Raw genomic sequence first — 21,731 nt, 5'->3', positions numbered from 1 at the left:
CCTGGCCGATCGGCCCGTGAGTCGGGGCTGCGGCAGGGGCGCCCAGCCGGGAAGATCGTGAACCGTTCCAGCCGATGCCGAGGAGCGTTCATGACCGACCAGCCGCCCCCGCCCACTCCGTCCCCCGGGTCGGGGGAGCCGGACCCATCCTCGCCCGCCGGCAGCCCCGGCCAGTTCGGTCCGCCGCCCGGCTGGGGGCCAGGCGCACCCCCGGCTGGCCAGGCTGGTCCGCCGCCTGGCTGGGGGTCGGGCGCGCCCCCGGCTGGCCAGGCTGGTCCGCCGCCCGGTTGGGATGCCGCGCAGGGTGCCTGGGGTGCGGCCCCGCCGCCGCAGGGCTGGGTGTTTCCGCCCACCGGGGGTTACCCGCCCGGGTCGGGTCCCTACGGCGGGCAGCCGTGGTATCCGGGACCGCCGGTTGGCTGGTACCCGCCGGGTTACGGGTTCGACCCGAACGACGCCCTGGTCACGCCGCCCGGTGCGGGCATCGGCGGCTGGTTCAACAGGTGCGGGGGAGCGCTGCGTCGGGGCTGGCGGCAGTTGGTGCCGATCATGCTGCTCACCCAGGTGCTGCCGGCGGCGGTGCTCTCGGTGATCGCTCTCGGGGTGGACCCGTCGGCGAAGTGGGCCGCCCAGGCCGAGAGCGCTCCTGCCGCACTGCCGGACAACTTCGCCGCCGAGTTGGGGAGCCTCCTTCTCGTGCTGATCGGCGGCAGCCTGTTGGTGGGCGTGGTGCAGGCCGTCGGGTGGGCCTCGGGCAGCTGGGTGATCACCCGGCAGGCCGCCGGCCAACCGGCCAGCCTTGAGGCGGCGCTGCGCTACGGCCTTCGTCGGGCGCTCGGGCTGTGGGGCTGGACACTGTTGGTCAGTCTGCTCATCGGCGTCGGTGTCTGTTTCTGCGTGCTGCCGGGTGTCTACCTGGCCTTCGCGCTGAGCATGGCCGGCCCGGTATATCTCTTCGAACGCCACAACCCGATCGGTCGTTCGTTCCGGATGTTCCACGACCGGCTCGGTCTGCTGCTCGGTCGGGTGGCCCTGGTCGCCCTGGCGGTGATCGTCGTGAGTGTGGTCTCCAGCTCCCTGGAGGGGGTGGGCACCTCCGCGTTCGGTACGGATCCGTTCGCGTCGCCGGGTACCGCGGCCGGGGCGGTGGTGGTGATCGGGATCACCGCCGTGCTGGCCCTGCCGGCCCACCTCGCCCAGATGATCGGTCTGCTGGTGACGTACGCCGAGCAGCGCGCCCATGAGGCGCCGGTGAACACCGCTGGACTGGCCGCGGAACTCGGCTGAGCGGCGGCATCGTGCTTGCACTCGGCAGGGGAGAGTGCTAAACAAGTCATTGGCACTCGCATACCGTGAGTGCCAATGGTCGGGACGGTGGGGCCAGGTTGCACCGGCGTGGAGACGCCGGGGCGGCACATGGCCGGTCGTCGCGGGCTATCCGGCCCGGCCGAAGGACGTCGTCGTCGCCAGGTGGCGACGTCCCAAGGTGCGTACACCAGGCGGCCCATCCGGGGCACACATCTCGGGTGGCCCGTGAGTGTCCAGGAGGACAACGCCGTATGGCCAAGATGATCGCGTTCGACGAAGAGGCGCGCCGCGGCCTCGAGCGGGGCATGAACCAGCTCGCCGACGCCGTAAAGGTGACCCTCGGCCCCAAGGGCCGCAACGTCGTGCTCGAGAAGAAGTGGGGTGCCCCCACCATCACCAACGATGGTGTGAGCATCGCCAAGGAGATCGAGCTCGAGGACCCGTACGAGAAGATCGGCGCTGAGCTGGTCAAGGAGGTCGCCAAGAAGACCGACGACGTTGCCGGTGACGGCACGACGACGGCGACCGTCCTGGCCCAGGCCCTGGTTCGCGAGGGCCTGCGCAACGTGGCCGCTGGCGCCAACCCGATGGCCCTGAAGCGGGGCATCGAGGCTGCGGTCGCGAGCGTCTCGGAGGAGCTGTCCAAGCTCGCCAAGGACGTCGAGACCAAGGAGCAGATCGCCTCCACCGCCTCCATCTCCGCTGGCGACAGCACCGTCGGCGAGATCATCGCCGAGGCGATGGACAAGGTCGGCAAGGAAGGCGTCATCACCGTCGAGGAGAGCAACACCTTCGGGCTGGAGCTGGAGCTCACCGAGGGTATGCGCTTCGACAAGGGCTACATCTCGGCCTACTTCATGACCGACCCGGAGCGTATGGAGGCCGTCTTCGACGACCCGTACATCCTGATCGCCAACAGCAAGATCTCGTCGGTGAAGGACCTGCTCCCGATCCTGGAGAAGGTCATGCAGTCGGGCAAGCCGCTGCTGATCATCGCCGAGGACCTGGAGGGCGAGGCCCTCGCCACCCTGGTGGTCAACAAGGTCCGTGGCACCTTCAAGTCGGTCGCCGTCAAGGCGCCGGGCTTCGGTGACCGCCGCAAGGCCATGCTGACCGACATCGCCATCCTCGCCGGTGGCCAGGTCATCAGCGAGGAGGTCGGCCTCAAGCTCGACGCCGCCAGCCTCGACATGCTGGGCCGCGCCCGCAAGGTCGTGGTGACCAAGGACGAGACCACCATCGTCGACGGTGCCGGTGACGCCGAGCAGATCCAGGGCCGGGTCAACCAGATCCGGGCCGAGATCGACAAGAGCGACTCCGACTACGACCGGGAGAAGCTGCAGGAGCGGCTGGCCAAGCTGGCCGGCGGCGTTGCGGTCATCAAGGTCGGCGCGGCCACCGAGGTCGAGCTCAAGGAGCGCAAGCACCGCATCGAGGACGCCGTTCGCAACGCGAAGGCCGCCGTCGAGGAGGGCATCGTCCCGGGTGGTGGCGTCGCGCTGGTGCAGGCCGGCAAGACCGCCTTCGACAAGCTCGACCTGGTCGGCGACGAGGCGACCGGTGCGAACATCGTCAAGGTCGCGCTGGACGCCCCGCTGCGGCAGATCGCCGTCAACGCCGGCCTTGAGGGCGGCGTCGTGGTGGAGAAGGTCCGTAACCTCGAAGCGGGTCACGGTCTCAACGCCGCCAACGGCGAGTACGTCGACCTGCTGGCCGCGGGCATCATCGACCCGGCCAAGGTGACGCGCTCGGCGCTGCAGAACGCCGCCTCCATCGCGGCGCTCTTCCTCACCACCGAGGCTGTTGTCGCGGACAAGCCGGAGAAGACCCCGGCTGCCCCGGCTGGCCCGGGTGGCGGGGACATGGACTTCTGAGTCCAGTTCTTACCCCGAACGGGGCGGACCGCGTCAGCGGTCCGCCCCGTTCGTCGTCAGGTCGGTAGTGAGCGCTGGTTGCGCCGTTTCTGTGCCCGGTTGTACGGCGGAAGCAGTTGGATCGGAGCGTCCACCATCTCCTGCGGCTCTTCGGTCGCCGACGACTCGCCGTCGGTGGTCATCTCGGCCAGTTGTTCGGCGTCGCCGTAGTCGAGCCGGTCGAACGGCAGTTGGCCGGGGAGTTCACCCACCGGCTTCCAGGTGATCGGCGGGCCGTCCTCGGTCTGGTTGTCATCCGCGGTCATGGCTGCCTCCTCTACGGAAACGGTAGGGGGCGACGATGGCCGATGCGGGCGAATGGATCTATGTCCTGTTTGCCCCGGTTATGCCGTCGGTAGGGTTCGCCGGTACAGGAAGAAGACCCGCTCGATCCGCGCGCCCGAGCTGCCCGAATAGAACGGCACCGGCCCCACCCAGCCGATCTGGGCCTGGTCCAGCCCCGCGACCCGCTGGTCGCGCAGGCAGCGCCGCAGCAGCACCCCGCCGATGCCCGAACCCTCCGCGGCCGGCGCGGTCCCCATCGGCCCGAACCAACTCGGTCGGGACGACCCGTACGCGGCGAAGCCGAGCACCTCGCCGTCCCGCTCCGCCAGGTGGCACCCGGCGTCGGCCCGCCCCACCGACCCGGCCAACTCGCCGTCCCAGGTGCCGCCGAAGGTGGACCTGGCGAACGCCGTCAGCGCCGGCAGATCCGCCGGCTCCGCCCGGCGTACGGTGACGCCCTGGTCGGCCAGCCGCCGCTCCGCTGCCTCGGTTGACCGCAGTGCCGGCGACCCGTCGTAGGACAGGTCCGCTGTCATGTTCCAGGCGGTCCGGTCCTGCTGGTAGCCGAGCGCGAGGGCGGCGCAGACCGCCGGCGTGTAGCGGACGTCGATGCCCGGCCATGCGTAGTACGGCGGGTGTCCGGCCAGCAGCACCTCGGTCGCCCCGTGCTCGGCGAGCACCCGCTCGGCGCGCTGGAGCAGTGCCCGGCCGACGCCCCGACGCCGCTGATCGGTCAGGACCGCGACCAGGTCCACGTGCCCGATCCGCGGCTCGGTCGACGACACCGAGCAGATCAGCACCCCGACCAGGTCCGCACCCCGGTACGCGCCCAGCCCGACCACCCGCCGGTCGGCGGTGGCCCGGGGCCAGAGCACGTCCACGACGGAAGCCGCCTCGGCGGCGTCCTCGGGCAGGTCGAGAGCCTGCTGGCAGAGCTGTACGACGCTGGGGACCAGGTCGGTGGTCAGCTCGGTGACGGTGATCTCGGCGTCCATGGTCGCCGACCCTAGATCACCCGGGTGGAGAGGCGCACCTCCGGCTCAGCGTTTCAGGAAGGAAACCTGCTTATTGTTGGGCGACGCGAACGGCGGCGAAGGCGTCGACCTGGCCGGCGCCCGTGACGTTCGACGGAGCACCACAGGCGTCGGAGGGGCTGTCGGAGCGGTAGGTGGGCGTCGCCGCCGTGGCGGTGTCCCGGAGGATCTGCCGGGTCCGGTTCACGTCGCCGACCAGCGCCGGGTTGGCCGACCACATCAGCGCGACCACCCCGGCCACCTGCGGGGTCGCCATCGACGTGCCGTCCAGCGCGGCGTACGTGCCGCCCGGCATGGCCGACACCACGCCCACCCCCGGTGCCAGCACGTCCGGCTTGACCGAGCTTCCCGGCACCGGGCCGCGCGAGGAGAACTCGGCGACCCGCCGCTGGGCGTCCACAGCGCCCACTGTCAGCACGTCCGCGTACGGGGCCGGCGGGTCGTCGATCGACGCGCACCACGGGCCGGTGTTGCCGGCCGCAGCGACCACGAAGATCCCGGCGGCGTCCAGGGCTGCTGTGGCCGGCCGCAGGACCCGCTGGTCACAACCCTCGATGGGCGGGCAGCCCCACGAGTTGGTCAGCACCTGCGGGGCGCGCTCCGGCCGGCCGTCGGTGAACGGGTCGCCGCCGGTCGGAAAGGGCGCCAACATGAACTGGAGACAGTCCAGGTAGTGCCCGGGGCTGCCGAGGTTGCGGTCCAGGTTGACGCAGCCCACCCACTGCGCGTCCGGTGCCACCCCGATGCCGTCCCGCCCGACCGCGCTGCCCACCGTGTGAGTGCCGTGCCCGCCCTGGTCGGTCGGGTTCCGGGTGTCGTCCCACGGGTCGTACCAGGAGTCGTCGCCGCCACGGAACCCGCCTCGTAGTGCCGGATGGGTGCCGTCCACCCCCGAGTCGGAGCTGCCGATCACGATGCCCGCGCCGGTGACCCGGAGTTGGGACCACACCCGGTCGGCGCCGATCTGGCGGATGTTCCACTCCGGGCCGGTGGGCCTGGGCGCGCTGCCCCGGTTCTGCCCGGCCGGGGCCGGCAGCGGGCGTAGGCGCTGGCTGACCAGCACCCGGGCCACCTCCGGTCGGCTGGCGAGCCAGGCCCGCACCGCCGGGCCGCCGTCCACCTGGACCGCGTTGACCAGGTAGTACGACACCGGGTCGAGGCGCAACCGGGTCAACCCCCGCAGCAGGTCGCGCTGGCTCTGCTCGGCGGTCGTCACCAGCCGCCGGTAGACCTCCGCCGCGCGGGCGTCCCGCCCGGTCTGACCCGGCGCGCCGGCCGGGAGATCAGTCAGGTCGGCCTGCGCGCGCAGCACCACGAACAGCCGCTCGCCGTACAGGCCCGGCTGGCCGGGGCCGAGGTCGACCACGCCGAACGCCACCAGCAGGACCACGGCCGCCACCGCGGCGACCCGCCTGCTCGGGGTGCGTGCCGTCGGCCGGGCGAACAGCACCGCGTACCCGATGGCGACCAGGACCGCGACGGCGAGCCCGACGCCGGCGGCGGCCGCCACCCAGAACGGGACGTCCCGGGTGCCGACCAGCAGCAGGGTGATCTCTTCCGGGTCGGTGAAGGCCAGCGGGCCGAGCGCGGCCAGGCCCACGAGCCAGCCGGTCGCGGTTCGGCCGGCCCGGGCGGCCTCGGCCGGGTCGGCGCTGGGCCGCCAGGTCGCGGCCCAGAGCGCGGCCAGCGCGAAACCCACCGGGGGCAGGGTCAGCAGCGCGGGCAGTTGCGTGCCGGGCTGGCCGGCCCCGGCCGCGAGCAGCAGCAGCGTCACCCCGGCGACCAGGCCGCCGACCAGCACCAGTCGAGCCGGCCGGGGCGGTCGCCCGAGCGCGAACGAGGACCAGAAGGAGGCACCCAGCAGAGTCGCGGCCAGCACCCCGAGCGCGGCGGCCGCCAGCAGCGCGAGCGCGGTCTCCAGGAGGCCGCCGAGCGCGCCCAACCACGCCCACGGCAACAGCAGCGCCACCCCGGCGGCGACCGCGAGCAGCGGCACCGGGCCGGGCAACCCCCGCCGCCGCCCGACCAGCTGCGGACCCTCGCCGGCCGTCGCAGCGGCGCCGACGTTCGACCCCGGGCTGGCGACGGCGCCGGCTTGGGCGGCGTCACCGCTCGACCCCGGGCTGGCGACGGCGCCGGCTTGGGCGGCGTCACCGCTCGACCAGAAGTTGCCGACGGCCTCGGCTCGGGCGGCGTCGGCGTTCAGGGCCGCACCACCGGTGCCGTCGGCGGCCGTCGACGCGGTGGCGTCGGGCGCGGTGCCGACATTCGAACGGGACGATCGTCGCGTCGACCAGCGCACGGCGAGCGCGCTGAGCAGCGCCGCGGCGGCCAGCGCGGCGAGGTACGCCTCGTGGTGCACCGGCGGCACGAGCCGGAGCAGGGTGAGCAACCCGAGGGCCAGTGCCCCGATCAGCCAGGCCCGCCCGGTGGCCCGGACCGCGGCCGACCGGGGTAGCACGGCCAGCAGAAGGGCGGGTGTGCCCACCAGCACGACGGTGGCCAGGCCGAGCAGCGGCCAGAGCCACCCGATCCGGTCCCGCCCGAAGCCCAGCAGCACCTGATCGGTGAGCCAGCCACCGGTCTGGGTGCCAACGGTGACCGCGACCGTCCAGCAGCCGACCAGCACGGCAGCGACGATCGGCCATGGGGAATTGTGGGTGCTGACTCCGGGGTGCCCAGGCTGACCTTGCATTCCGAGAACCTTACGACCATGGTGAACGGTTTCGAACCGACTGCCTCATCGAAGAGCCGAGGAGATCTTGGACAGTTTCCGTTAGTGGGGCGGAACTCGAAACGGACGTTTGCCGGCCGTTGATCAGATCGAGCGGCTCGCGTCGACGGCAACGAGACGTCATCGTCGGCGAGACGTGAAGGTCGCCCCGGGGCGGGCGGCGAATGTCGACGCGGTGGCACGGCGGTTACGGTGGACGGGTGCGCGACCCCAATATCTCCCGATCCGTCGCCGGTCAGCTCTCACCGGTCCGCCGTGCCTCCGACCTGCGTCGACTGCGTGCTGAGCGCTTCGACGTGCTGGTCATCGGCGGTGGGGTGACCGGCGCCGGTGCCGCCCTGGACGCGGCGTCCCGGGGCCTGAAGGTGGCGCTGGTCGAGGCGCGCGACCTTGCCGCCGGCACCTCCAGCCGGTCCAGCAAACTCATCCACGGTGGCCTGCGCTACCTGGAGCAGTTGGAGTTCCACCTGGTCCACGAGGCGCTCACCGAGCGCGGCCTGCTGGCCACCCGGCTCGCGCCGCACCTGGTACGCCCGGTGCCGATCATGGTGCCGCTGCCGGCCGGACGCGGCCTGCGGGACCTCCCGGCCCGGGTCTTCCGCCGCTCGTACTACGGCGCCGGGGTGGCCGCCTACGACGCCTTCGCCGGGGTCTTCGGCGGTGGCCGCGGCATGCCCCTGCACCGGCACCTGACCCGGGAAGGCGCCCGGCGGATCTTCCCTAGTCTGCGGGCCGACGCGCTCGCCGGTGCGATCCGCTACTACGACGGGCAGGTCGACGACGCCCGGCTGGTGGTCACCCTGGCCCGCACCGCGGCCAGCCTCGGCGCCACCGTGGTGAGCAGTGCCCGCGCCGTCGGGCTGATCCGGCAGGCGCGCGAGGTGACCGGCGTCCGCGTCCGGGACCTGGAGGCTCCGCCGGGTTCGCCGGACGCGGAGTTCGAGGTGCAGGCCCGCACCGTCATCGCCGCCACCGGCGTGTGGAGCGACGACATGTCCCGAATGCTCAACGACGTGGGCCTGCGGCCCGGCATCCGGGTGCGCGCCTCCAAGGGTGTGCACCTGGTGGTGCCCCGCTCGGCGATCACCGGCGAGACGGGGCTCATCCTGCGTACGGCGAGTTCGGTGCTCTTCGTCATCCCGTGGGGTGGGCACTGGATCATCGGCACCACTGACACCGACTGGCGGCTGGACCGTTCCCACCCGGCCGCCTCGGCCCGCGACATCGACTACCTCCTCCAACAGGTCAACACCGTGCTGGACCGGCCGCTGACCACCGCCGACATCGAGGGGGTGTACGCCGGGCTGCGGCCGCTGCTGGCCGGCGAGGCCGACTCCACCTCGAAGCTCTCCCGTGAGCACGCGGTCTTCGAGCCGATGCTCGGGCTGCTGCTGGTCGCCGGCGGCAAATACACGACGTACCGGGTGATGGCGTCCGACGTGGTCGACCGGGCCGCTCGCCGGCTCGGTGGCGCCCGCTCGTCGCGCACCGCCGACCTGCCGCTGCTCGGCGCCGACGGGTACCCGGCGATGTGGCGGGACCGGGCCGACCTGGCTCGCCGGCACGGCGTGCCGGTGGGCGTGGTGGAACACCTGCTGGAGCGGTACGGCACCCTCACCCTGGACCTGCTGGCGCTTGTCGACGCCGATCCACTGCTGGCGTCCCCGCTGGCCGGTGCCCCGGAGTATCTGGCGGCGGAGGTCGCCTACGCGGCGCGGGCCGAGGGCGCGCTGCACCTGGAGGACGTGCTGACCCGGCGGACCCGGATCTCGTTCGAGACCAGCCACCGGGGGTTGGAGTCGGCGGAGCACACCGCCGAGCTGATGGGCGCGGTGCTCGGTTGGGACGCGGCCACCCGGGTTCGCGAGGTCGAGCACTACCGCGCCCGGGTGGAGGCGGAGCGGCAGTCCCAGTTGATGCCGGACGACGCGGCGGCGGACGCGGCCCGGCTCGGCGCTCCGGACGTCCGGGGTTACGCGGCCGACCGGGGTGGCGACGACGATCAGGCGAAGCTGCGCCCGTCCGCTCGATGACGAATTGCGACGTTACCGATGGGTAACCATCGATACCGGCCCGGATGGTGGTTTCGGACGCTACCTACGGTGGGGTAGGTTTCCGCGCGTGCTACCCCGCGCGCGCCCTCGCCTGCTCGTACCCCTGCTCGCCGTCGCGCTCGCCGGCGGCCTGACCGGCTGCTCGCTCTTCGACGGGGACAAGCCGAGCACCCCGGTGGCGCAACCGACAGCCGGCACGGCGGGAGGCGGGTCGGCGCCGGAGATCCCCACCACGGTCGCCGCCGGTCAGGTCAGCCTGCTCCAGCGGCTCGGCGAGGACGGGCCGATGCGCACCCTGAGCGTCGAGCGGAACGGCGCGTGGCAGTGCGTCGACTGCGCCGGTGACGGCGTGACCTCCCGGGGCACCCTCGCCCCGGAGTTGACCGAACGCCTCCAGGTGCTGCTCGCCAACCCGGCGCTGGCCGACGAGACCGATCAGGCCCGGCGGTACCGGACCACCTGCATCGACGCGCTGACGTCCAGCCTCATCACCTCGGCCGGGCTGATCACCTCACAGGACTGCCCAGGTGAGGAGCTCACCCCGGTCGCCGGGGAGATCCTGCTGCTGCTCACCCAGGCGACCCCTGCCGAGGTCAAGGGCTGACCGCAGCCGGTCAGAGCACCTTGCCCGGGTTGAGCAGGCCGGCCGGGTCGAGCGCCGACTTGATCGCCAGATGCACCCGGACACCGACCGGCCCGATCTCCCGGGCCAGCCAGTCCCGCTTGAGCAGCCCCACCCCGTGCTCGCCCGTGCAGGTGCCGCCCAGGTCCAGGCCGAGCCGCATGATCTCGTCGAAAGCCCGCCGGCCCCGCTCCACGCTCGCCGGGTCGGCCCGGTCGACCACGATGTTCGGGTGCATGTTGCCGTCCCCGGCGTGCCCCACCACGCCGATCGGCACCGCGCACTCGGCCGCGATCCGGGCCACCCCGTCCAGGAGCGCGGCCAGCGAGCCGCGCGGCACCGCCACATCGTCGATCACCAGCCCGCCGTTGCCGCCCGGGTAGGCGTCCGCAGCGAACTTCTCCATCGCCGGGTGGGCCAGCCGGCGAGCCTGTAGCAGCGCCGCCGCCTCCACCGCGTCGGTGGCCGCGTAGACCTCGTCGGCGCCGACGGCCTCGCACACCTCGGCCAGCATCGCCAGGTCGTCCGCCGCCCGGGCGCCGGTGTCCGCGGCGGCCAGCAACAGGGCCTGCGCGTCGGTCCGCAACCCCATCGGCTGGTACGCCTCGATCGCCCGCAGGTGCGTCTGGTCCAGCAACTCCAGCAGGCTGGGGGTGAGCCCGCGCGCCGCGATCTCGGCCACCGCCGCGCCGGCCGCGGCGGTGGAGGGAAAGACCGCCACCAGGGTCAGCGACTCGGCCGGTGCGGGCCGCAGCGCCACGGTCACCTCGGTGATCACGCCGAGGGTGCCCTCCGAACCCACGAACAGCCGGGTCAGGTCATAGCCGGCCACCCCCTTGGCCGTACGCCGCCCGGTGCGCAGCACCTCGCCGGAGGCGAGCACCACCTCCAGGCCGAGCACGTACTCGGTGGTCACGCCGTACTTCACGCAGCACATGCCGCCCGCGTTGGTGGCCACGTTGCCGCCGATGGTGGACGACTCCCAGGAGCCGGGGTCCGGGGGGTACCAGAGGCCGTGCGCGGCCACCGCCTTGGCCAGCGCCGCGTTGACCACCCCCGGTTGGACCACAGCGATCCGGCTCACCGGGTCGATCTCCCGGATCTCGTTCATCGCGACCGTGCTGAGCACCACCGCGCCGTCCACCGCGTTCGCCGCGCCGGCCAGCCCGGTCCGCGCGCCCTGCGGCACCACTGGTACGCCGTACCGCGCCGCCGCCTGGACCACGGCGACCACCTGCTCGGTGTCGCGCGGGCGGGTCACCACAAGCGGCACGCCGGCGGCGCACAGGTCGGCCTCGTCCCGCTGGTGCATGCGCAGCAGGTCCGGGTCGGTGAGCACGGCGTCGTCACCGAGCGCGGCGCGCAGGTCGTCGAGGAGCGCGGTGGGGGCCATGCAGCCGAGGCTAGGTCGCCGACCGGCGATCATCAACATGATCGACTGCGCGGGATAACTTGGGCACCATGCTCTACCTGGACCGGCCGGCCTGGCCGTGGCGCGGTCGGCTCTGGTCGCACCTGATCAGTGACGTCTCGTACGCCGAGCTGCACGCCTTCGCCGAGGCGCTCGGCGCGCCCCGGCGTGGCTTCGACAGGGACCACTACGACATTCCGGCCGACCGGTTCGCGGCGGCGGTGTGGCTCGGTGCCCAGGTGGTGCCGAGCCGGGAGCTGGTCCGGTTGCTCCGCGCCGCCGGCCTGCGTCGCCCGAAGCACCTGGTCAGCCCGCGTCCTCCGGTGCCCCGGTGAGGGCGGCCAGTTCGCGGCGGACATTGTCCCGGGCGGGCTCTTCCCATCGACTCGCCAGCGGTGGCGAGCGGAACAGCGCGGGCAGCGCCAGCAGGCCGGTCAACACGGCGGCCCGCCCGGCCCGGAAGGCCGGCTCCGGCACATGGGCGTACTCCCGGCGGATCGCCGCCGCGTAACGCTCGTAGCGGGCCGGCGGCGCGGCCAGCACGGCCAGGTCCGCGTCGCAGAGCAGCGCGCCGTCCCGGTCTCCCGATGCCACGGCGTGCCCGGCGGTGAGCAGCACCAGCCGACGCACCTCGGCCACCATGGGCGCCGGCACCCCGAGCCCGGTGAGCACGCCCTCGGCCAGTGCGGCGCTGTCCCGCTCGTTGGCGTCGCCACCGGCCCGAGGGTCGTAGACCGCGTCGTGGAACCAGGCCGCCAGCCGCACCAGATCGGCCCGCCCGGCCAGCTCGGCGTGCTGGTCCACCAGATCGAGCACCGCCGTCAGGTGGGCCAACGTGTGGTAGTGCCGGTGCGGCTCCCGCCACCGGACGACCAACTCCTCACCGGCCCGGGTCGTGTCCGGATCGGGCCTCGCGCCAGCATCCCGGGCCGCGGCCCGCCACCGGTCCAGCAGATCAACCACCGCCCGAGTCTGCCGCATTCGGCCGCGACGCGCGGGACGAGAGGATTCAGCGAGCCCGCCACGGGTAGTCGCGCCCATGGCCGTGGCCCGGGACAAGCGACCTCCGGTGGTGCGACGCACCGCGCTGCGCGAAGGGTTGGTGGACATCGACGGCGCGCGGATCGCCGAGGCCACGGAGCAGCTGCGCCATCGCAGCCGGGCCACCCTGCACGACCGGCTGCACCGGGTACGGATGGCCGGCGGGCTCGCCGTGCAGGCCGGGCTGGCGGCCGGGCTGGCGTACTTCGTCTCGCACCGGCTGCTCGGCAACCCACAACCGGTCTTCGCGCCGATCTCCGCTGTCGGCACCCTGGCCGCGTCTGTCGGCCAGCGGTTCCGCCGGACCATCGAGTTGATCGTCGGGGTGGGGGTCGGGGTGGCCGTCGGCGACCTCCTGATCTACCTGCTCGGCACCGGGGCGTGGCAGCTCGGCCTGGTGGTCACTGTGGCGATCCTGCTCACCATCTTCGCCGGGGCGAGCGTGGCCATCGTCATCCAGGCGGCGGCCACCGCGGTGCTGATCGTGACCCTGAGCCCGTCGACCCAGAATCTGGAGATCCCGCGCTTCGTCGACGCGTTCCTCGGCGGTGGGATCGCGCTGCTGGTCACGGCGGTGCTGCTGCCACTGAACCCGCTGCGAGTGATCAACCGGGCCGCCCGACCCGCCCTGGACCTGCTCGCCGCCCAGCTCGACGCCACAGCTGACGGGCTGCGCAAGCGGGACCGCGCCACCATCCAGGGCGCCCTGGAGAAGCTGCGCAACAACAAGGAGGAACTGGCCACGCTGGCCGAGGCGATCGAGGGGGCGAAGGAGACCGCCACCCTCTCCCCGGCCCGCTGGCACCGCCGCGACGAACTGACCCACTACGCGGAGGCGGCCGACCCGATCGACCGGGCGATGCGCAACAGCGGCACGCTGATCCGCCGGTCCGTCACGCTTGTCGAGGACGAGGAACCGGTGCCCGATCCGATGCCGGACGCGATCGGCCACCTCGCCGAGTCGGTCCGGCTGCTCAAGCACGAGTTCGCCGCCGGTGAGGAGCCGGAGAAGGCCCGGGAACGGTCACTGCGGGCGGTCAGCGAGGCCGGCCGGGCGTACGGCGACGGGGTCGGTTTCTCCGGCAGCGTGGTGATCGCCCAGGTCCGCACCACCGCGAGCGACCTGCTGGTCGCCTCGGGGATCGAGCAGGAGGAGGCGAACCGGTGGATCCGCACCGCCTTCGGCGAGCAGGAGCGCCCGGTCGGTGAGCCCGCCGAGCCCGGCGAGACACCGAAGCCACCCACCGCCCCGCCGGTCGGCTGAGCGCCGGCCACCCTCGGCCCTCAGCCCAACTCGGCCAGCGCCGCGAGCAGCCGGTCCACCTGGGCGGCCGTGCTGCCCAGGCCGATGCTGGCGCGCAACGCGGTGGGCGGCAGGTCCCGCCGGCCGGTACGCCCCGCCGCCTCGCTGAGCAGACGCCGGGCCAGCGGGTGGGCACAGAACAACCCGTCCCGTACGCCGATGTGGTGCTCGGCGGCCAGCCGCGCGGCCACGTCGGCGGAGTCCCGACCGGCGACCACGAACGAGACGATGCCGACCCGGGGCGCGTCCGGGCCGAAGGTGCGCAGCTCGACGACGTGCGGCAGGGCGGCGAGGCCGGTGCGCAGCCGGGCCAGCAGGGCCTGCTCGTGGTCGGCCAGCGCAACCTGGTCCGCCTCGTCGAGCGCCGCGCACACCGCCGCCAGCGCAACAGCGCCGAGCAGGTTCGGGGTGCCGCCCTCGTGTCGGGCCGGACCGGTCGCCCAGGTCACGTCGTGGGTGGCCGGCCCGACGTGGCTGGTGGCCCCACCGCCGGCCAGGTACGGCGGGGCGGCGTCGAGCCAGTCCGCCCGGCCGATCAGCACGCCCGCGCCGAACGGCGCGTACAGCTTGTGGCCGGACACGGCCAGATAGTCGACGTCGAGCGCGAGCAGGTCGACAGGGGCGTGCGGGGCGAGCTGCGCGGCGTCGAGAACGATCCGGGCACCGTGTCGATGGGCCACCCGTGCCAGTTCGGCGACTGGCCACCGCTCGCCTGTCACGTTGCTCGCGCCGGTCACCGCTACCAGCACCGGCAGCGCCGGGCTGCTGCCCCGGCGCAGCTCGACGAGGGCGGCGGCGAGATCGCGTACCGCCCCGTCGGGGTCGGCGGGCACCGGCAGTCGCACCGACCCGCGCGGCCAGGGCAGCAGGTTGGCATGGTGCTCGGAGGCGAACGTGACAACCGTCGTGCCTGCCGGCACGGCCCGCGCCAGCAGGTTGAGCGCGTCAGTCGTGTTGCGGGTGAAGATCACGTGATCGTCGGCGCGGGCGCCGAAGAAGTCGCCGATCGTCTGCCGGGCCTGCTCGTACGCGAGGGTGCACCGCCGCGACAGCGCTCCCGCTCCGCGATGCACGCTCGCGTACCAGGGCAGCAGCTCGGCCACGGCGTCGGCTGCGGCCCGCGCGCACGGCGCACTGGCCGCGTAGTCCAGGTTGATCTCCCCTGGCACGCCGAGGACGTCGAGCGGCCCGGACGGCGCCGACGGCACTGTGGGCAGCGAGGGGACGAGAGTGACGGACACGCCGGAACCTCCGGGGTCAGGGACCCCGGGTGCGGCATCGGGACGGGGTCCGCGCTTGCCCAGCACACCGATCGGGCTGGGCCCGGTCATCACCCGGGGCACCCCACCGCGAACTCGACGAGGGTTGCCGGCCAGCAAGCCGGGGCTTGACGCTGGCGCTCGTGACCTGCAGGCAGCATAGCGGCTGCCGATGCGGCCGAACCAGCCGGCGGCGGATGGCTACGCTGACCGCATGGCCGACACCCCGCCCGGTTCACCGCTGCCGCCGTCGCCCGCCGTCCCGGCCGCGCCCGCCGCCCCGCCCGTGGGTGAGACGCCCCGGATGCCGCTGCGCCGGCTGGGCTGGCGGCGGTTCCTGGCGCTGGCCGGGGTGGTGCTGTTCATCGCGGCGTGCGCGGTGTTCATGGTCTTCACGCTCGGCCAGTCGCTCGGTGCGCAGGCCCTGCTGATCGGGGTGGTCGCGGCCATCCTGCCGGTGCCGGTGCTGGTCGCCTGCTTCCTCTGGCTGGACCGGTACGAGCCCGAGCCGCTGAAGTATCTGATCTTCTGCTTCGCCTGGGGGGCGTTCGTCTCGACCGCCGCCTCGCTCACGGTGAACGACTTCGCGGCGAACCGCTTCGCCGACTGGGGCCTGCCGTCCGCGCTCACCGGGGTGCTGGTGGCGCCGTTCATCGAAGAGCTGACCAAGGCGCTGGGCCCGATTTTGCTGCTGGTGTTCCGGCGCCGCGAGTGGTCCGGGATCACCGACGGCCTGGTCTACTGCGGGCTCGCCGCGGTCGGCTTCGCGATGGTGGAGAACATCCTCTACCTGGGCGGGTTGGGGTACGCCTCCGGCGCCGACCGCTACGGCCCGGCCACCGGCATCCAGCAGGTCATCGCGATCTTCATCCTGCGGATCCTGCTGTTCGGGTTCGCCCATCCCCTTTTCACCTCGATGACGGGCGTGGGACTGGGAATCGCCTCCCGGACGGCCGACCGGCGCATCCGGGTGCTCGCCCCGATCGCCGGTCTGCTGCTGGCGATGATGCTGCACGGCACGTGGAACCTGCTGCCCACGCTTACCCAGGCCACCGGCGAGGCCGTGATCATGCTGTACGGCTTCCTGGGCCTCATGGTGCCGGTCTTCTTCGGCACCGTCGGGCTGGCGCTGTGGCTGCGCGCCTGGGAGGGGAGGCTCACCGAGCGGGTGCTGCCCGACTACGTTCGCGCCGGCTGGCTCAGCCCGCCCGAGGTGGCGGCGCTGAGCAGTCTCGGCCGGCGGCACGCCGCCCGCAGTTGGGCGCGGCGGGTGGCCGGCGACGCCGGGGTGCGGGCGATGCGGGGTTACCAGTCCGCTGCCACCCGGCTGGCCCTGCTGCGCGACGGGGCGCTGCGCGGCTTGGACCGCAAGCCCGCCGACCAGGAGCGGACCGTCCGCGAGGAGCGGGAGCTGCTGGACGCGATCACCGCGTACCGGTCGTTCTTCGTGGGTCGGGACCCGCAGGCCCCGGCGGGGGTCTGGGACGGCAGCCGCTACCACCTGCGCTTCCCGGACGGTACGCAGCGCCCGGTGGACGCGCCGGACGAGCCGGTGGTGCCGATCCCGGTGGTGCTTGCTCCCGCTCCGGCCCCGGTGGGGTACGCCCCGCCCGGCTGGCCCGGCCCGCGATCGGCGCCGCACTGGCCGCCGACGCACCCCTGACGGCCGCACCCCTGACGGCTGCGGGCTGACGGGCTGACGGGCAGGTCAGCAGAGCGGCTCAGGTCATCAGCGAGGTGAGGAAGTCACCGAGGCCCTGGAACATCGCGATCAGCCCGGCTCCGATCGCCCGGAACATCTGCGCGGCGCCGTCCGGCCGAAAGGCCATGAAGTAGATCAGGAACGCGACACTGCCCCAGGTCAACAGCTTCTTCACGAATACCGGCATCGTCCCTCCCCAGGGCCACGGTCGCCGGATGGCTTCCCGTCGTGCGGCCGGGCAAACGGTGCGCGACGGGGCCTGGTGGCCGGGGGAGGTGCGTCAGAGGTAGAGGCCGGTCGAGTCGTTCTCGATCCGCTCGGCGGCCACGGCGTGCACGTCCCGCTCCCGGAGCAGCACGTAACCGCGGCCGTGCAGCTCGACCTCGGAGCGGTCGTCCGGGTCGAAGAGCACCCGGTCGCCGGAGACGATGGCGCGGACGTTCGGCCCCACCCCGACCGCTGTGGCCCAGGCGAGGCGCTTGCCGACAGCGGCGGTCGCCGGAATGACGATGCCAGCGGTGGAGCGGCGTTCGCCCTCGCTGCCCTCCATCCGCACCAGCACGCGGTCGTGCAGCAGGCGGATCGGCAGGCCGGCGTCGAGATCGTTGTCGGCGGTCACGCCGCAGACGCTACCGTGTGGCCCGACGGCGGCCGGCCGGTGGTTACGCCGGAGATGGTCGGGGCATTGTGTGGCGGAACCGCCCTACGGTGTGGGGAACGGACGTATGCTGTCCGACCTGTCGCCGTGGGCGGGCCGGGTTTTCTGCCAGGAGGTGCGCTTGAGCCGCTTCGAGCGGGTACGCGGGCGGCTTCGCCGCGCCTACCAGTCACGACAGGAGTCGGCGCGCGCCGACGAGGGTGCCTCGAGTGACGCGCTGGACGACGCGTCGGAGGCGGCCCGGGTGGCGTCGCCGGCCGTGCCGGGGCCGACCGCGCCGCCCAGCGCCGCTGTCTATGGCGCGGAACCTCCGGCGGACCTGCACAGCTCCACCTCCAGTCGGGACGACGCCGACGTTCCGCACGGGCTGCGGATCGCCGCCGCGTGGTGTTGGCGACTGATCGTGATCGGCGTGGTGGCCTGGGCCCTGCTGCGGATCGTCGGCACGGTCAAGATCGTGATCATTCCGCTGGCCATCGCGCTGCTGCTGTCCGCGCTGCTCGCCCCGGCGGTGGGCTGGCTGCTGCGGGCCCGGTTCCCCCGGTCGCTGGCGACGGCGGTTGTCCTGGTCGGCGGCCTGGCCGCGGTGATCGGCACGCTGACGCTTGTGGTCAACGAGTTCATCCGCGGTGTGCCCGAGCTGAGCGAGAAGTCGTCCGAGGGCGTCCGGCAGATCCAGAACTGGCTGAAGACGGGCCCGCTGCACCTCTCCGACACCCAGCTCGATCGCTACATCGACGAGGCGCAGGCCTGGATCAACAACAACACCTCAAGGTTCACCAGCGGTGCGTTGAGCACCGCCGCGACGCTGGCCGAGGTGCTGACCGGCACGTTGCTGGTCCTGTTCGCGACGTTCTTCTTCCTGCGTGACGGCAACCGGATCTGGCGTTTCCTGGTCCGGCTGCTGCCGGTGGCCGCCCGGTGGAAGGTCGACGACGCGGGCCGCGCCTCCTGGCAGACGCTTGTCGCCTACGTCCGGGCGACCGTGCTGGTCGCCTTCATCGACGCGGTCGGCATCGGCATCTTCCTGGTCGTCTTCGACATCCCGTTCGCCTTCCCGCTGGCCGCGCTGGTCTTCCTCGGCGCGTTCATCCCGATCGTCGGTGCGGCGCTCTCCGGTGGCGTGGCGGTGCTGGTGGCCCTCGTCGACAGCGGCCCGGTCACCGCGTTGATCATCCTCGGCGCGGTGATCGGCGTGCAGCAGATCGAGGGGCACGTGCTGCAACCGCTGATCATGGGCCGGGCGGTCGCCCTCCACCCGCTCGCGGTGATCATCGGTATCGCCGCCGGTGTCGTACTCGCCGGCATCACCGGCGCGCTGGTCTCCGTGCCGCTCATCGCGGTGCTGAACACCGCGGTCCGCCGGCTTGCCGCCCGCAGGGTCCCGGACACCCCACCCGACGCCGTGGTGGTCGCCGCCCAAGCCCCCTAGACCCTCGCGCGCCCGGCGCCTGGGCCACGCGTCCCACCGCCCGCTAGATCACGCACGATCCTGGAAAGAGTGGCCTCCCGCCAGCGGGAGACCACTCTTTCCTTGTTGTAGCGCGATCTTGACCGGCCCACTGCGGCACGGCGCGGGTCAGGACTTGGCCAGGCGTTCCAGGGCGCCCCGGGCCACCTCGGGACGGGTCGTGTACCAGAACGGGGGCAGCGAGCGGCGCAGGAACGGCCCGTAGCCACGGGCCGTTTCCAGCCGCGAGTCGAGCACCGCGACCACGCCCTTGTCGCCGGTCGCCCGGATCAGCCGGCCCACGCCCTGCGCCAGCCTCACCGCCGCGATCGGCACGCTCACCGCCGCGAAGCCGGAGCCGCCGCCTGCGTCCACGGCAGCCGCGCGGGCAGCCGCCAGCGGCTCGTCCGGGCGAGGGAACGGCAGCCGGTCGATGACGACGAGTTGGCAGGCGTCACCCGGCACATCCACCCCCTGCCAGAGCGACATCACCCCGAACAGGCAGCTGGCGCGCTCCTCGCGGAAGCGACGCACCAGCAACGGCAGCGCCTCCTCACCCTGGAGCAACACCGGCAGGTCGGTCCGCGCGCGCAGCAGCTCCGCCGCCTGCTGCGCGGCCCGCCGGGAGGAAAAAAGCCCCAGGGTACGACCACCGAGCGCCTCGACCAGCCCGAGCAGTTCCTCTCCGGCAGCCTCGGGCAGCCCGGACACGCTGGGGCGGGGGAGGTGCGCGGCGACGTACAGGATGCCCTGCCGGGCGTAGTCGAACGGCGAACCGACGTCGAGTGACCGCCACCCGGGGCCCTCGGTGGCCGGTACGACGGCGTTCGGGGTGACGTCGCCAGCGAGGCGACGGCCTGGCGTCTCGGCGGCCGGCCGGCCCGGGCCGGTGCGGGCCGCCAGCGCGGCGGCGGCGGGGGTCGGCGGGGCGGGCGGTGGCGCGTCCAGCCCGAGGGCGCGGGCGACAGTGTCGAACCGGCCGCCCAACGCCAGGGTCGCCGAGGTGGCCACGACGGTGCGTTCGTCGTACAGGTGGGTGGCGAGGGTGCCGGCCACCGACAGTGGCGCGACCACAAGCGCCCGGCGGCTGCCGCTGTCGTTCTTCTCCACCCAGGCCACGTCGTGGTCGCCCTCCTCCAGGAGCCGCTGCGCGGTGGTGGAGAGCTCGTCCAGGGCGGCCTTGGCCTGCTGCTTGCGGACCGGGTCGGGGTCGTCGGACTTGATGTCGCCGATCGCGTCCAGGGCGGAACGGGTCGCCGCGTCGAGCAGCGTGCACGCCTCCCGCAGTGGCGTCGGCAACCCCGAGGTGATCCGCCCGGCCGGAGCCTCGGCCAGGCCGACCGCCAGGGCGTCACCGGCGGCGGTGAGCGCCTCGGCGGTCTCCGGGCGCAGCAGCGTACGGGCTCGCCGGGTGGTCCGGTCGATCAGCTCCGGCACCAGCTCCGCCTGCGCCGCGGAGGAGACCCGGTCGGCCAGCTCGTGCGCCTCGTCGACGATGAGCAGCTTGTGTGGCGGCACGATGTGTCGGTCGGCGAGCATGTCGACAGCGAGCAGGCTGTGGTTGGTCACCACGATGTCGGCCTCCCGGGCGCGGGCCCGCGACGCCTCGGCGAAGCACTCCTGCCCGAACGGGCAACGGGTCGCGCCGACGCACTCGCGGGCCGGCATCGACACCAGCCGCCAGGCCTGGTCGTCGACGCCCGGGTCCAGCTCGTCCCGGTCGCCGGTGGCGGTCTTCTCGGCCCAGTCACGCAGCCGCTCGACCTGCTTGCCCAACCGGCCCGCCTCACCGAGCCACTTCGTCCCGCCGCCGGGCCGTGCCGCGGGGGCGTCGAAGAGGGTGTCCTCCGGCTCCTCCTCGGTGGAGTTGTCCAGCCGGGCCAGGCAGAGATAGTGGTGGCGGCCCTTGAGCACGGCGAAGGTGGGCCGACGGCCGAGCACCGGCTCGACCGCGTCGGCGAGCCGGGGCAGGTCGTGGTCGACCAGCTGGGACTGCAACGCCAGGGTGGCCGTGGAGACCACCACCGGGCCGTCCACAGTGAGCGCCGGCGCGAGGTAGGCCAGCGACTTGCCGGTGCCGGTGCCCGCCTGCACGAGCAGATGCTCGCCGTCGGCCACGCATTCCTCGATCGCCGTGGTCATCTGCAACTGGCCGGGGCGTTCCGCCCCGCCGGGCACCGCGCCGACCGCCGCCGCCAGCAGCTCGGTGCCACTGGGCCGGGCACCCCGCCGCCGGCCCTTGGCACGGGCCGACGGGGTGGCGGAACCGGTGGCGGTGCGGGGCGGAGTCACCGTGCGACGGTACCCGGCGCCGCCGACACCGGCCGCGCCCATCCGCCGCGTGGCGCGACGCCGACCGGGCCGGGTGTTGCGGGCGACGCCATCCGGTTACGGCCGCGCTACGACGCGTGGGCAGTATCGGTTAGGGTGCGAATCATGCCGAGCGACATGGTCCGCGTGATCTACCGCAAGTACGACGGCAGCGCCCACCGCGACTACCCGGCCCGCCGGCTCACCGAGGACGATCTCGGCATCTGGCTCGGCGTGCCCGAGGGCACCGAGTCCGTCTACCACGGCCGGCCCTCGGTGGAGAAGATCCCGTTCGTGCTGCTGGTGCCACATCGCGCCTGGTGGACGGCCATGTTCAACCCCCCGCCCCGCACCAGCGAGGTCTACTGCGACATCGCCACCCCCGCCCGCTGGGAGTCCGACGACATCGTCCACCTGATCGACCTGGATCTGGACGTCGTCCGGCGTCGGGCCACCGGCCTGGTGGAGCTGCTCGACGAGGATGAGTTCGCCGAGCACCGGGCCCGGTTCGGCTACCCGGACGACGTGGTGGCCGAGGCCGAGGCCGCCGCTCAGCGGCTGTTCGGGGCGCTGGGCGACGGCACCGAGCCGTTCGCCACCGCGTACCGCAAGTGGTTGGCCCTGGTGGTCTGAGCCCGGTCGGGCCG

18 protein-coding genes and 1 riboswitch are annotated in these 21,731 nt (G+C 73.3%); of the genes, 9 read left to right on the top strand and 9 right to left on the bottom strand.

Annotation, left to right across the window (positions count from 1 at the left end; translation table 11 throughout):
- Positions 1-90 precede the first annotated feature (90 nt).
- Positions 91-1,287 carry a hypothetical protein gene (locus ABZU74_RS06995; RefSeq protein ID WP_355419313.1) on the top strand — a complete coding sequence of 399 codons (1,197 nt, stop codon included), beginning with the start codon at positions 91-93 and terminating at the stop codon, positions 1,285-1,287.
- Between the two features lie 272 nt (positions 1,288-1,559).
- Positions 1,560-3,182, top strand: coding sequence for a chaperonin GroEL (gene groL / locus ABZU74_RS06990; protein ID WP_030490078.1), 1,623 nt, complete (start codon positions 1,560-1,562; stop codon positions 3,180-3,182).
- Positions 3,183-3,238: 56 nt separating this feature from the next.
- On the opposite strand, the gene ABZU74_RS06985 is transcribed toward groL, so the two are convergent.
- The 3 genes from ABZU74_RS06985 to ABZU74_RS06975 all read right to left on the bottom strand — a co-directional run bounded on the left by ABZU74_RS06985 (position 3,239) and on the right by ABZU74_RS06975 (position 7,235).
- The gene (locus tag ABZU74_RS06985; RefSeq protein WP_355419311.1) at positions 3,239-3,487 is read right to left on the bottom strand and encodes a hypothetical protein; all 249 of its coding nucleotides are present in this window, start codon (positions 3,485-3,487) and stop codon (positions 3,239-3,241) included.
- 78 nt (positions 3,488-3,565) lie between these two features.
- On the bottom strand, positions 3,566-4,501 hold the full coding sequence (locus ABZU74_RS06980) for a GNAT family N-acetyltransferase (RefSeq protein WP_355419309.1): 936 nt from the start codon (positions 4,499-4,501) through the stop codon (positions 3,566-3,568).
- 70 nt (positions 4,502-4,571) lie between these two features.
- The gene (locus ABZU74_RS06975; protein WP_355419307.1) at positions 4,572-7,235 is read right to left on the bottom strand and encodes a S8 family serine peptidase; all 2,664 of its coding nucleotides are present in this window, start codon (positions 7,233-7,235) and stop codon (positions 4,572-4,574) included.
- A 254-nt stretch (positions 7,236-7,489) separates the two neighbouring features.
- Between ABZU74_RS06975 and ABZU74_RS06970 the strand changes: the two genes are divergently transcribed.
- Entirely contained in the window at positions 7,490-9,307 is a 1,818-nt protein-coding gene (locus ABZU74_RS06970) for a glycerol-3-phosphate dehydrogenase/oxidase (protein WP_355419747.1), read from the top strand.
- Between the two features lie 88 nt (positions 9,308-9,395).
- Positions 9,396-9,932 carry a hypothetical protein gene (locus tag ABZU74_RS06965; protein WP_355419305.1) on the top strand — a complete coding sequence of 179 codons (537 nt, stop codon included), beginning with the start codon at positions 9,396-9,398 and terminating at the stop codon, positions 9,930-9,932.
- 10 nt (positions 9,933-9,942) lie between these two features.
- Here the strand turns inward: ABZU74_RS06965 and ABZU74_RS06960 are convergent, their stop codons facing one another.
- Positions 9,943-11,343 (bottom strand): FAD-linked oxidase C-terminal domain-containing protein, encoded by a 1,401-nt coding sequence (locus tag ABZU74_RS06960; RefSeq protein ID WP_355419303.1) that lies wholly within the window; start codon positions 11,341-11,343, stop codon positions 9,943-9,945.
- 68 nt (positions 11,344-11,411) lie between these two features.
- Between ABZU74_RS06960 and ABZU74_RS06955 the strand changes: the two genes are divergently transcribed.
- Complete coding sequence (locus ABZU74_RS06955) at positions 11,412-11,696, top strand: DUF4031 domain-containing protein (RefSeq protein WP_355419301.1); 285 nt, start codon at positions 11,412-11,414, stop codon at positions 11,694-11,696.
- On the opposite strand, the gene ABZU74_RS06950 is transcribed toward ABZU74_RS06955, so the two are convergent.
- On the bottom strand, positions 11,668-12,324 hold the full coding sequence (locus ABZU74_RS06950) for a metal-dependent phosphohydrolase (RefSeq protein ID WP_355419299.1): 657 nt from the start codon (positions 12,322-12,324) through the stop codon (positions 11,668-11,670). The two genes, ABZU74_RS06955 and ABZU74_RS06950, sit on opposite strands and share 29 nt — an antisense overlap.
- Before the next feature lie 139 nt (positions 12,325-12,463).
- Between ABZU74_RS06950 and ABZU74_RS06945 the strand changes: the two genes are divergently transcribed.
- Positions 12,464-13,666, top strand: coding sequence for an FUSC family protein (locus ABZU74_RS06945; RefSeq protein ID WP_355419745.1), 1,203 nt, complete (start codon positions 12,464-12,466; stop codon positions 13,664-13,666).
- A 20-nt stretch (positions 13,667-13,686) separates the two neighbouring features.
- Here ABZU74_RS06945 and ABZU74_RS06940 read toward each other — a convergent pair whose 3' ends face one another.
- A complete protein-coding gene (locus ABZU74_RS06940; protein ID WP_355419297.1) occupies positions 13,687-14,946 on the bottom strand; it encodes an aminotransferase class V-fold PLP-dependent enzyme in 1,260 nt (419 codons plus the stop codon).
- Between the two features lie 46 nt (positions 14,947-14,992).
- A riboswitch (SAM riboswitch) is annotated at positions 14,993-15,113 on the bottom strand.
- Between the two features lie 23 nt (positions 15,114-15,136).
- On the opposite strand from ABZU74_RS06940, the gene ABZU74_RS06935 reads away from it, so the two are divergent.
- Positions 15,137-16,627, top strand: a complete 1,491-nt coding sequence (locus ABZU74_RS06935; RefSeq protein ID WP_355419295.1) for a PrsW family intramembrane metalloprotease — start codon at positions 15,137-15,139, stop codon at positions 16,625-16,627.
- Between the two features lie 58 nt (positions 16,628-16,685).
- Here ABZU74_RS06935 and ABZU74_RS06930 read toward each other — a convergent pair whose 3' ends face one another.
- Positions 16,686-16,853, bottom strand: a complete 168-nt coding sequence (locus ABZU74_RS06930) for a hypothetical protein (protein ID WP_355419293.1) — start codon at positions 16,851-16,853, stop codon at positions 16,686-16,688.
- Positions 16,854-16,946: 93 nt separating this feature from the next.
- The gene (locus tag ABZU74_RS06925) at positions 16,947-17,285 is read right to left on the bottom strand and encodes a co-chaperone GroES (protein ID WP_030327790.1); all 339 of its coding nucleotides are present in this window, start codon (positions 17,283-17,285) and stop codon (positions 16,947-16,949) included.
- Positions 17,286-17,391: 106 nt separating this feature from the next.
- Between ABZU74_RS06925 and ABZU74_RS06920 the strand changes: the two genes are divergently transcribed.
- Entirely contained in the window at positions 17,392-18,756 is a 1,365-nt protein-coding gene (locus tag ABZU74_RS06920) for an AI-2E family transporter (RefSeq protein WP_355419291.1), read from the top strand.
- Between the two features lie 147 nt (positions 18,757-18,903).
- On the opposite strand, the gene ABZU74_RS06915 is transcribed toward ABZU74_RS06920, so the two are convergent.
- Complete coding sequence (locus tag ABZU74_RS06915) at positions 18,904-21,108, bottom strand: ATP-dependent DNA helicase (protein WP_355419289.1); 2,205 nt, start codon at positions 21,106-21,108, stop codon at positions 18,904-18,906.
- Between the two features lie 102 nt (positions 21,109-21,210).
- Between ABZU74_RS06915 and ABZU74_RS06910 the strand changes: the two genes are divergently transcribed.
- Positions 21,211-21,717: a DUF402 domain-containing protein gene (locus tag ABZU74_RS06910; RefSeq protein WP_355419287.1), complete on the top strand. Its 507-nt coding sequence runs from the start codon at positions 21,211-21,213 to the stop codon at positions 21,715-21,717.
- Positions 21,718-21,731: the final 14 nt, after the last annotated feature.

The organism is Micromonospora sp. NPDC005171, from assembly GCF_040608575.1.
Classification (GTDB): Bacteria; Actinomycetota; Actinomycetes; order Mycobacteriales; family Micromonosporaceae; genus Micromonospora.
Note: the sequence above shows the minus strand (reverse complement) of the source record. Positions and strands in the feature narration are given on the sequence as shown.

What these genes read in the sequence shown, in the direction of transcription:
- ABZU74_RS06995 (WP_355419313.1), top strand. Translation starts at nt 91, where the DNA reads ATGACCGACCAGCCGCCCCCGCCCACTCCGTCCCCCGGGTCGGGGGAG.
- groL (WP_030490078.1), top strand. Translation starts at nt 1,560, where the DNA reads ATGGCCAAGATGATCGCGTTCGACGAAGAGGCGCGCCGCGGCCTCGAG.
- ABZU74_RS06985 (WP_355419311.1), bottom strand. Translation starts at nt 3,487, where the DNA reads ATGACCGCGGATGACAACCAGACCGAGGACGGCCCGCCGATCACCTGG.
- ABZU74_RS06980 (WP_355419309.1), bottom strand. Translation starts at nt 4,501, where the DNA reads ATGGACGCCGAGATCACCGTCACCGAGCTGACCACCGACCTGGTCCCC.
- ABZU74_RS06975 (WP_355419307.1), bottom strand. Translation starts at nt 7,235, where the DNA reads ATGCAAGGTCAGCCTGGGCACCCCGGAGTCAGCACCCACAATTCCCCA.
- ABZU74_RS06960 (WP_355419303.1), bottom strand. Translation starts at nt 11,343, where the DNA reads ATGGCCCCCACCGCGCTCCTCGACGACCTGCGCGCCGCGCTCGGTGAC.
- ABZU74_RS06955 (WP_355419301.1), top strand. Translation starts at nt 11,412, where the DNA reads ATGCTCTACCTGGACCGGCCGGCCTGGCCGTGGCGCGGTCGGCTCTGG.
- ABZU74_RS06935 (WP_355419295.1), top strand. Translation starts at nt 15,137, where the DNA reads ATGCGGCCGAACCAGCCGGCGGCGGATGGCTACGCTGACCGCATGGCC.
- ABZU74_RS06930 (WP_355419293.1), bottom strand. Translation starts at nt 16,853, where the DNA reads ATGCCGGTATTCGTGAAGAAGCTGTTGACCTGGGGCAGTGTCGCGTTC.
- ABZU74_RS06920 (WP_355419291.1), top strand. Translation starts at nt 17,392, where the DNA reads ATGCTGTCCGACCTGTCGCCGTGGGCGGGCCGGGTTTTCTGCCAGGAG.
- ABZU74_RS06915 (WP_355419289.1), bottom strand. Translation starts at nt 21,108, where the DNA reads ATGGGCGCGGCCGGTGTCGGCGGCGCCGGGTACCGTCGCACGGTGACT.
- ABZU74_RS06910 (WP_355419287.1), top strand. Translation starts at nt 21,211, where the DNA reads ATGCCGAGCGACATGGTCCGCGTGATCTACCGCAAGTACGACGGCAGC.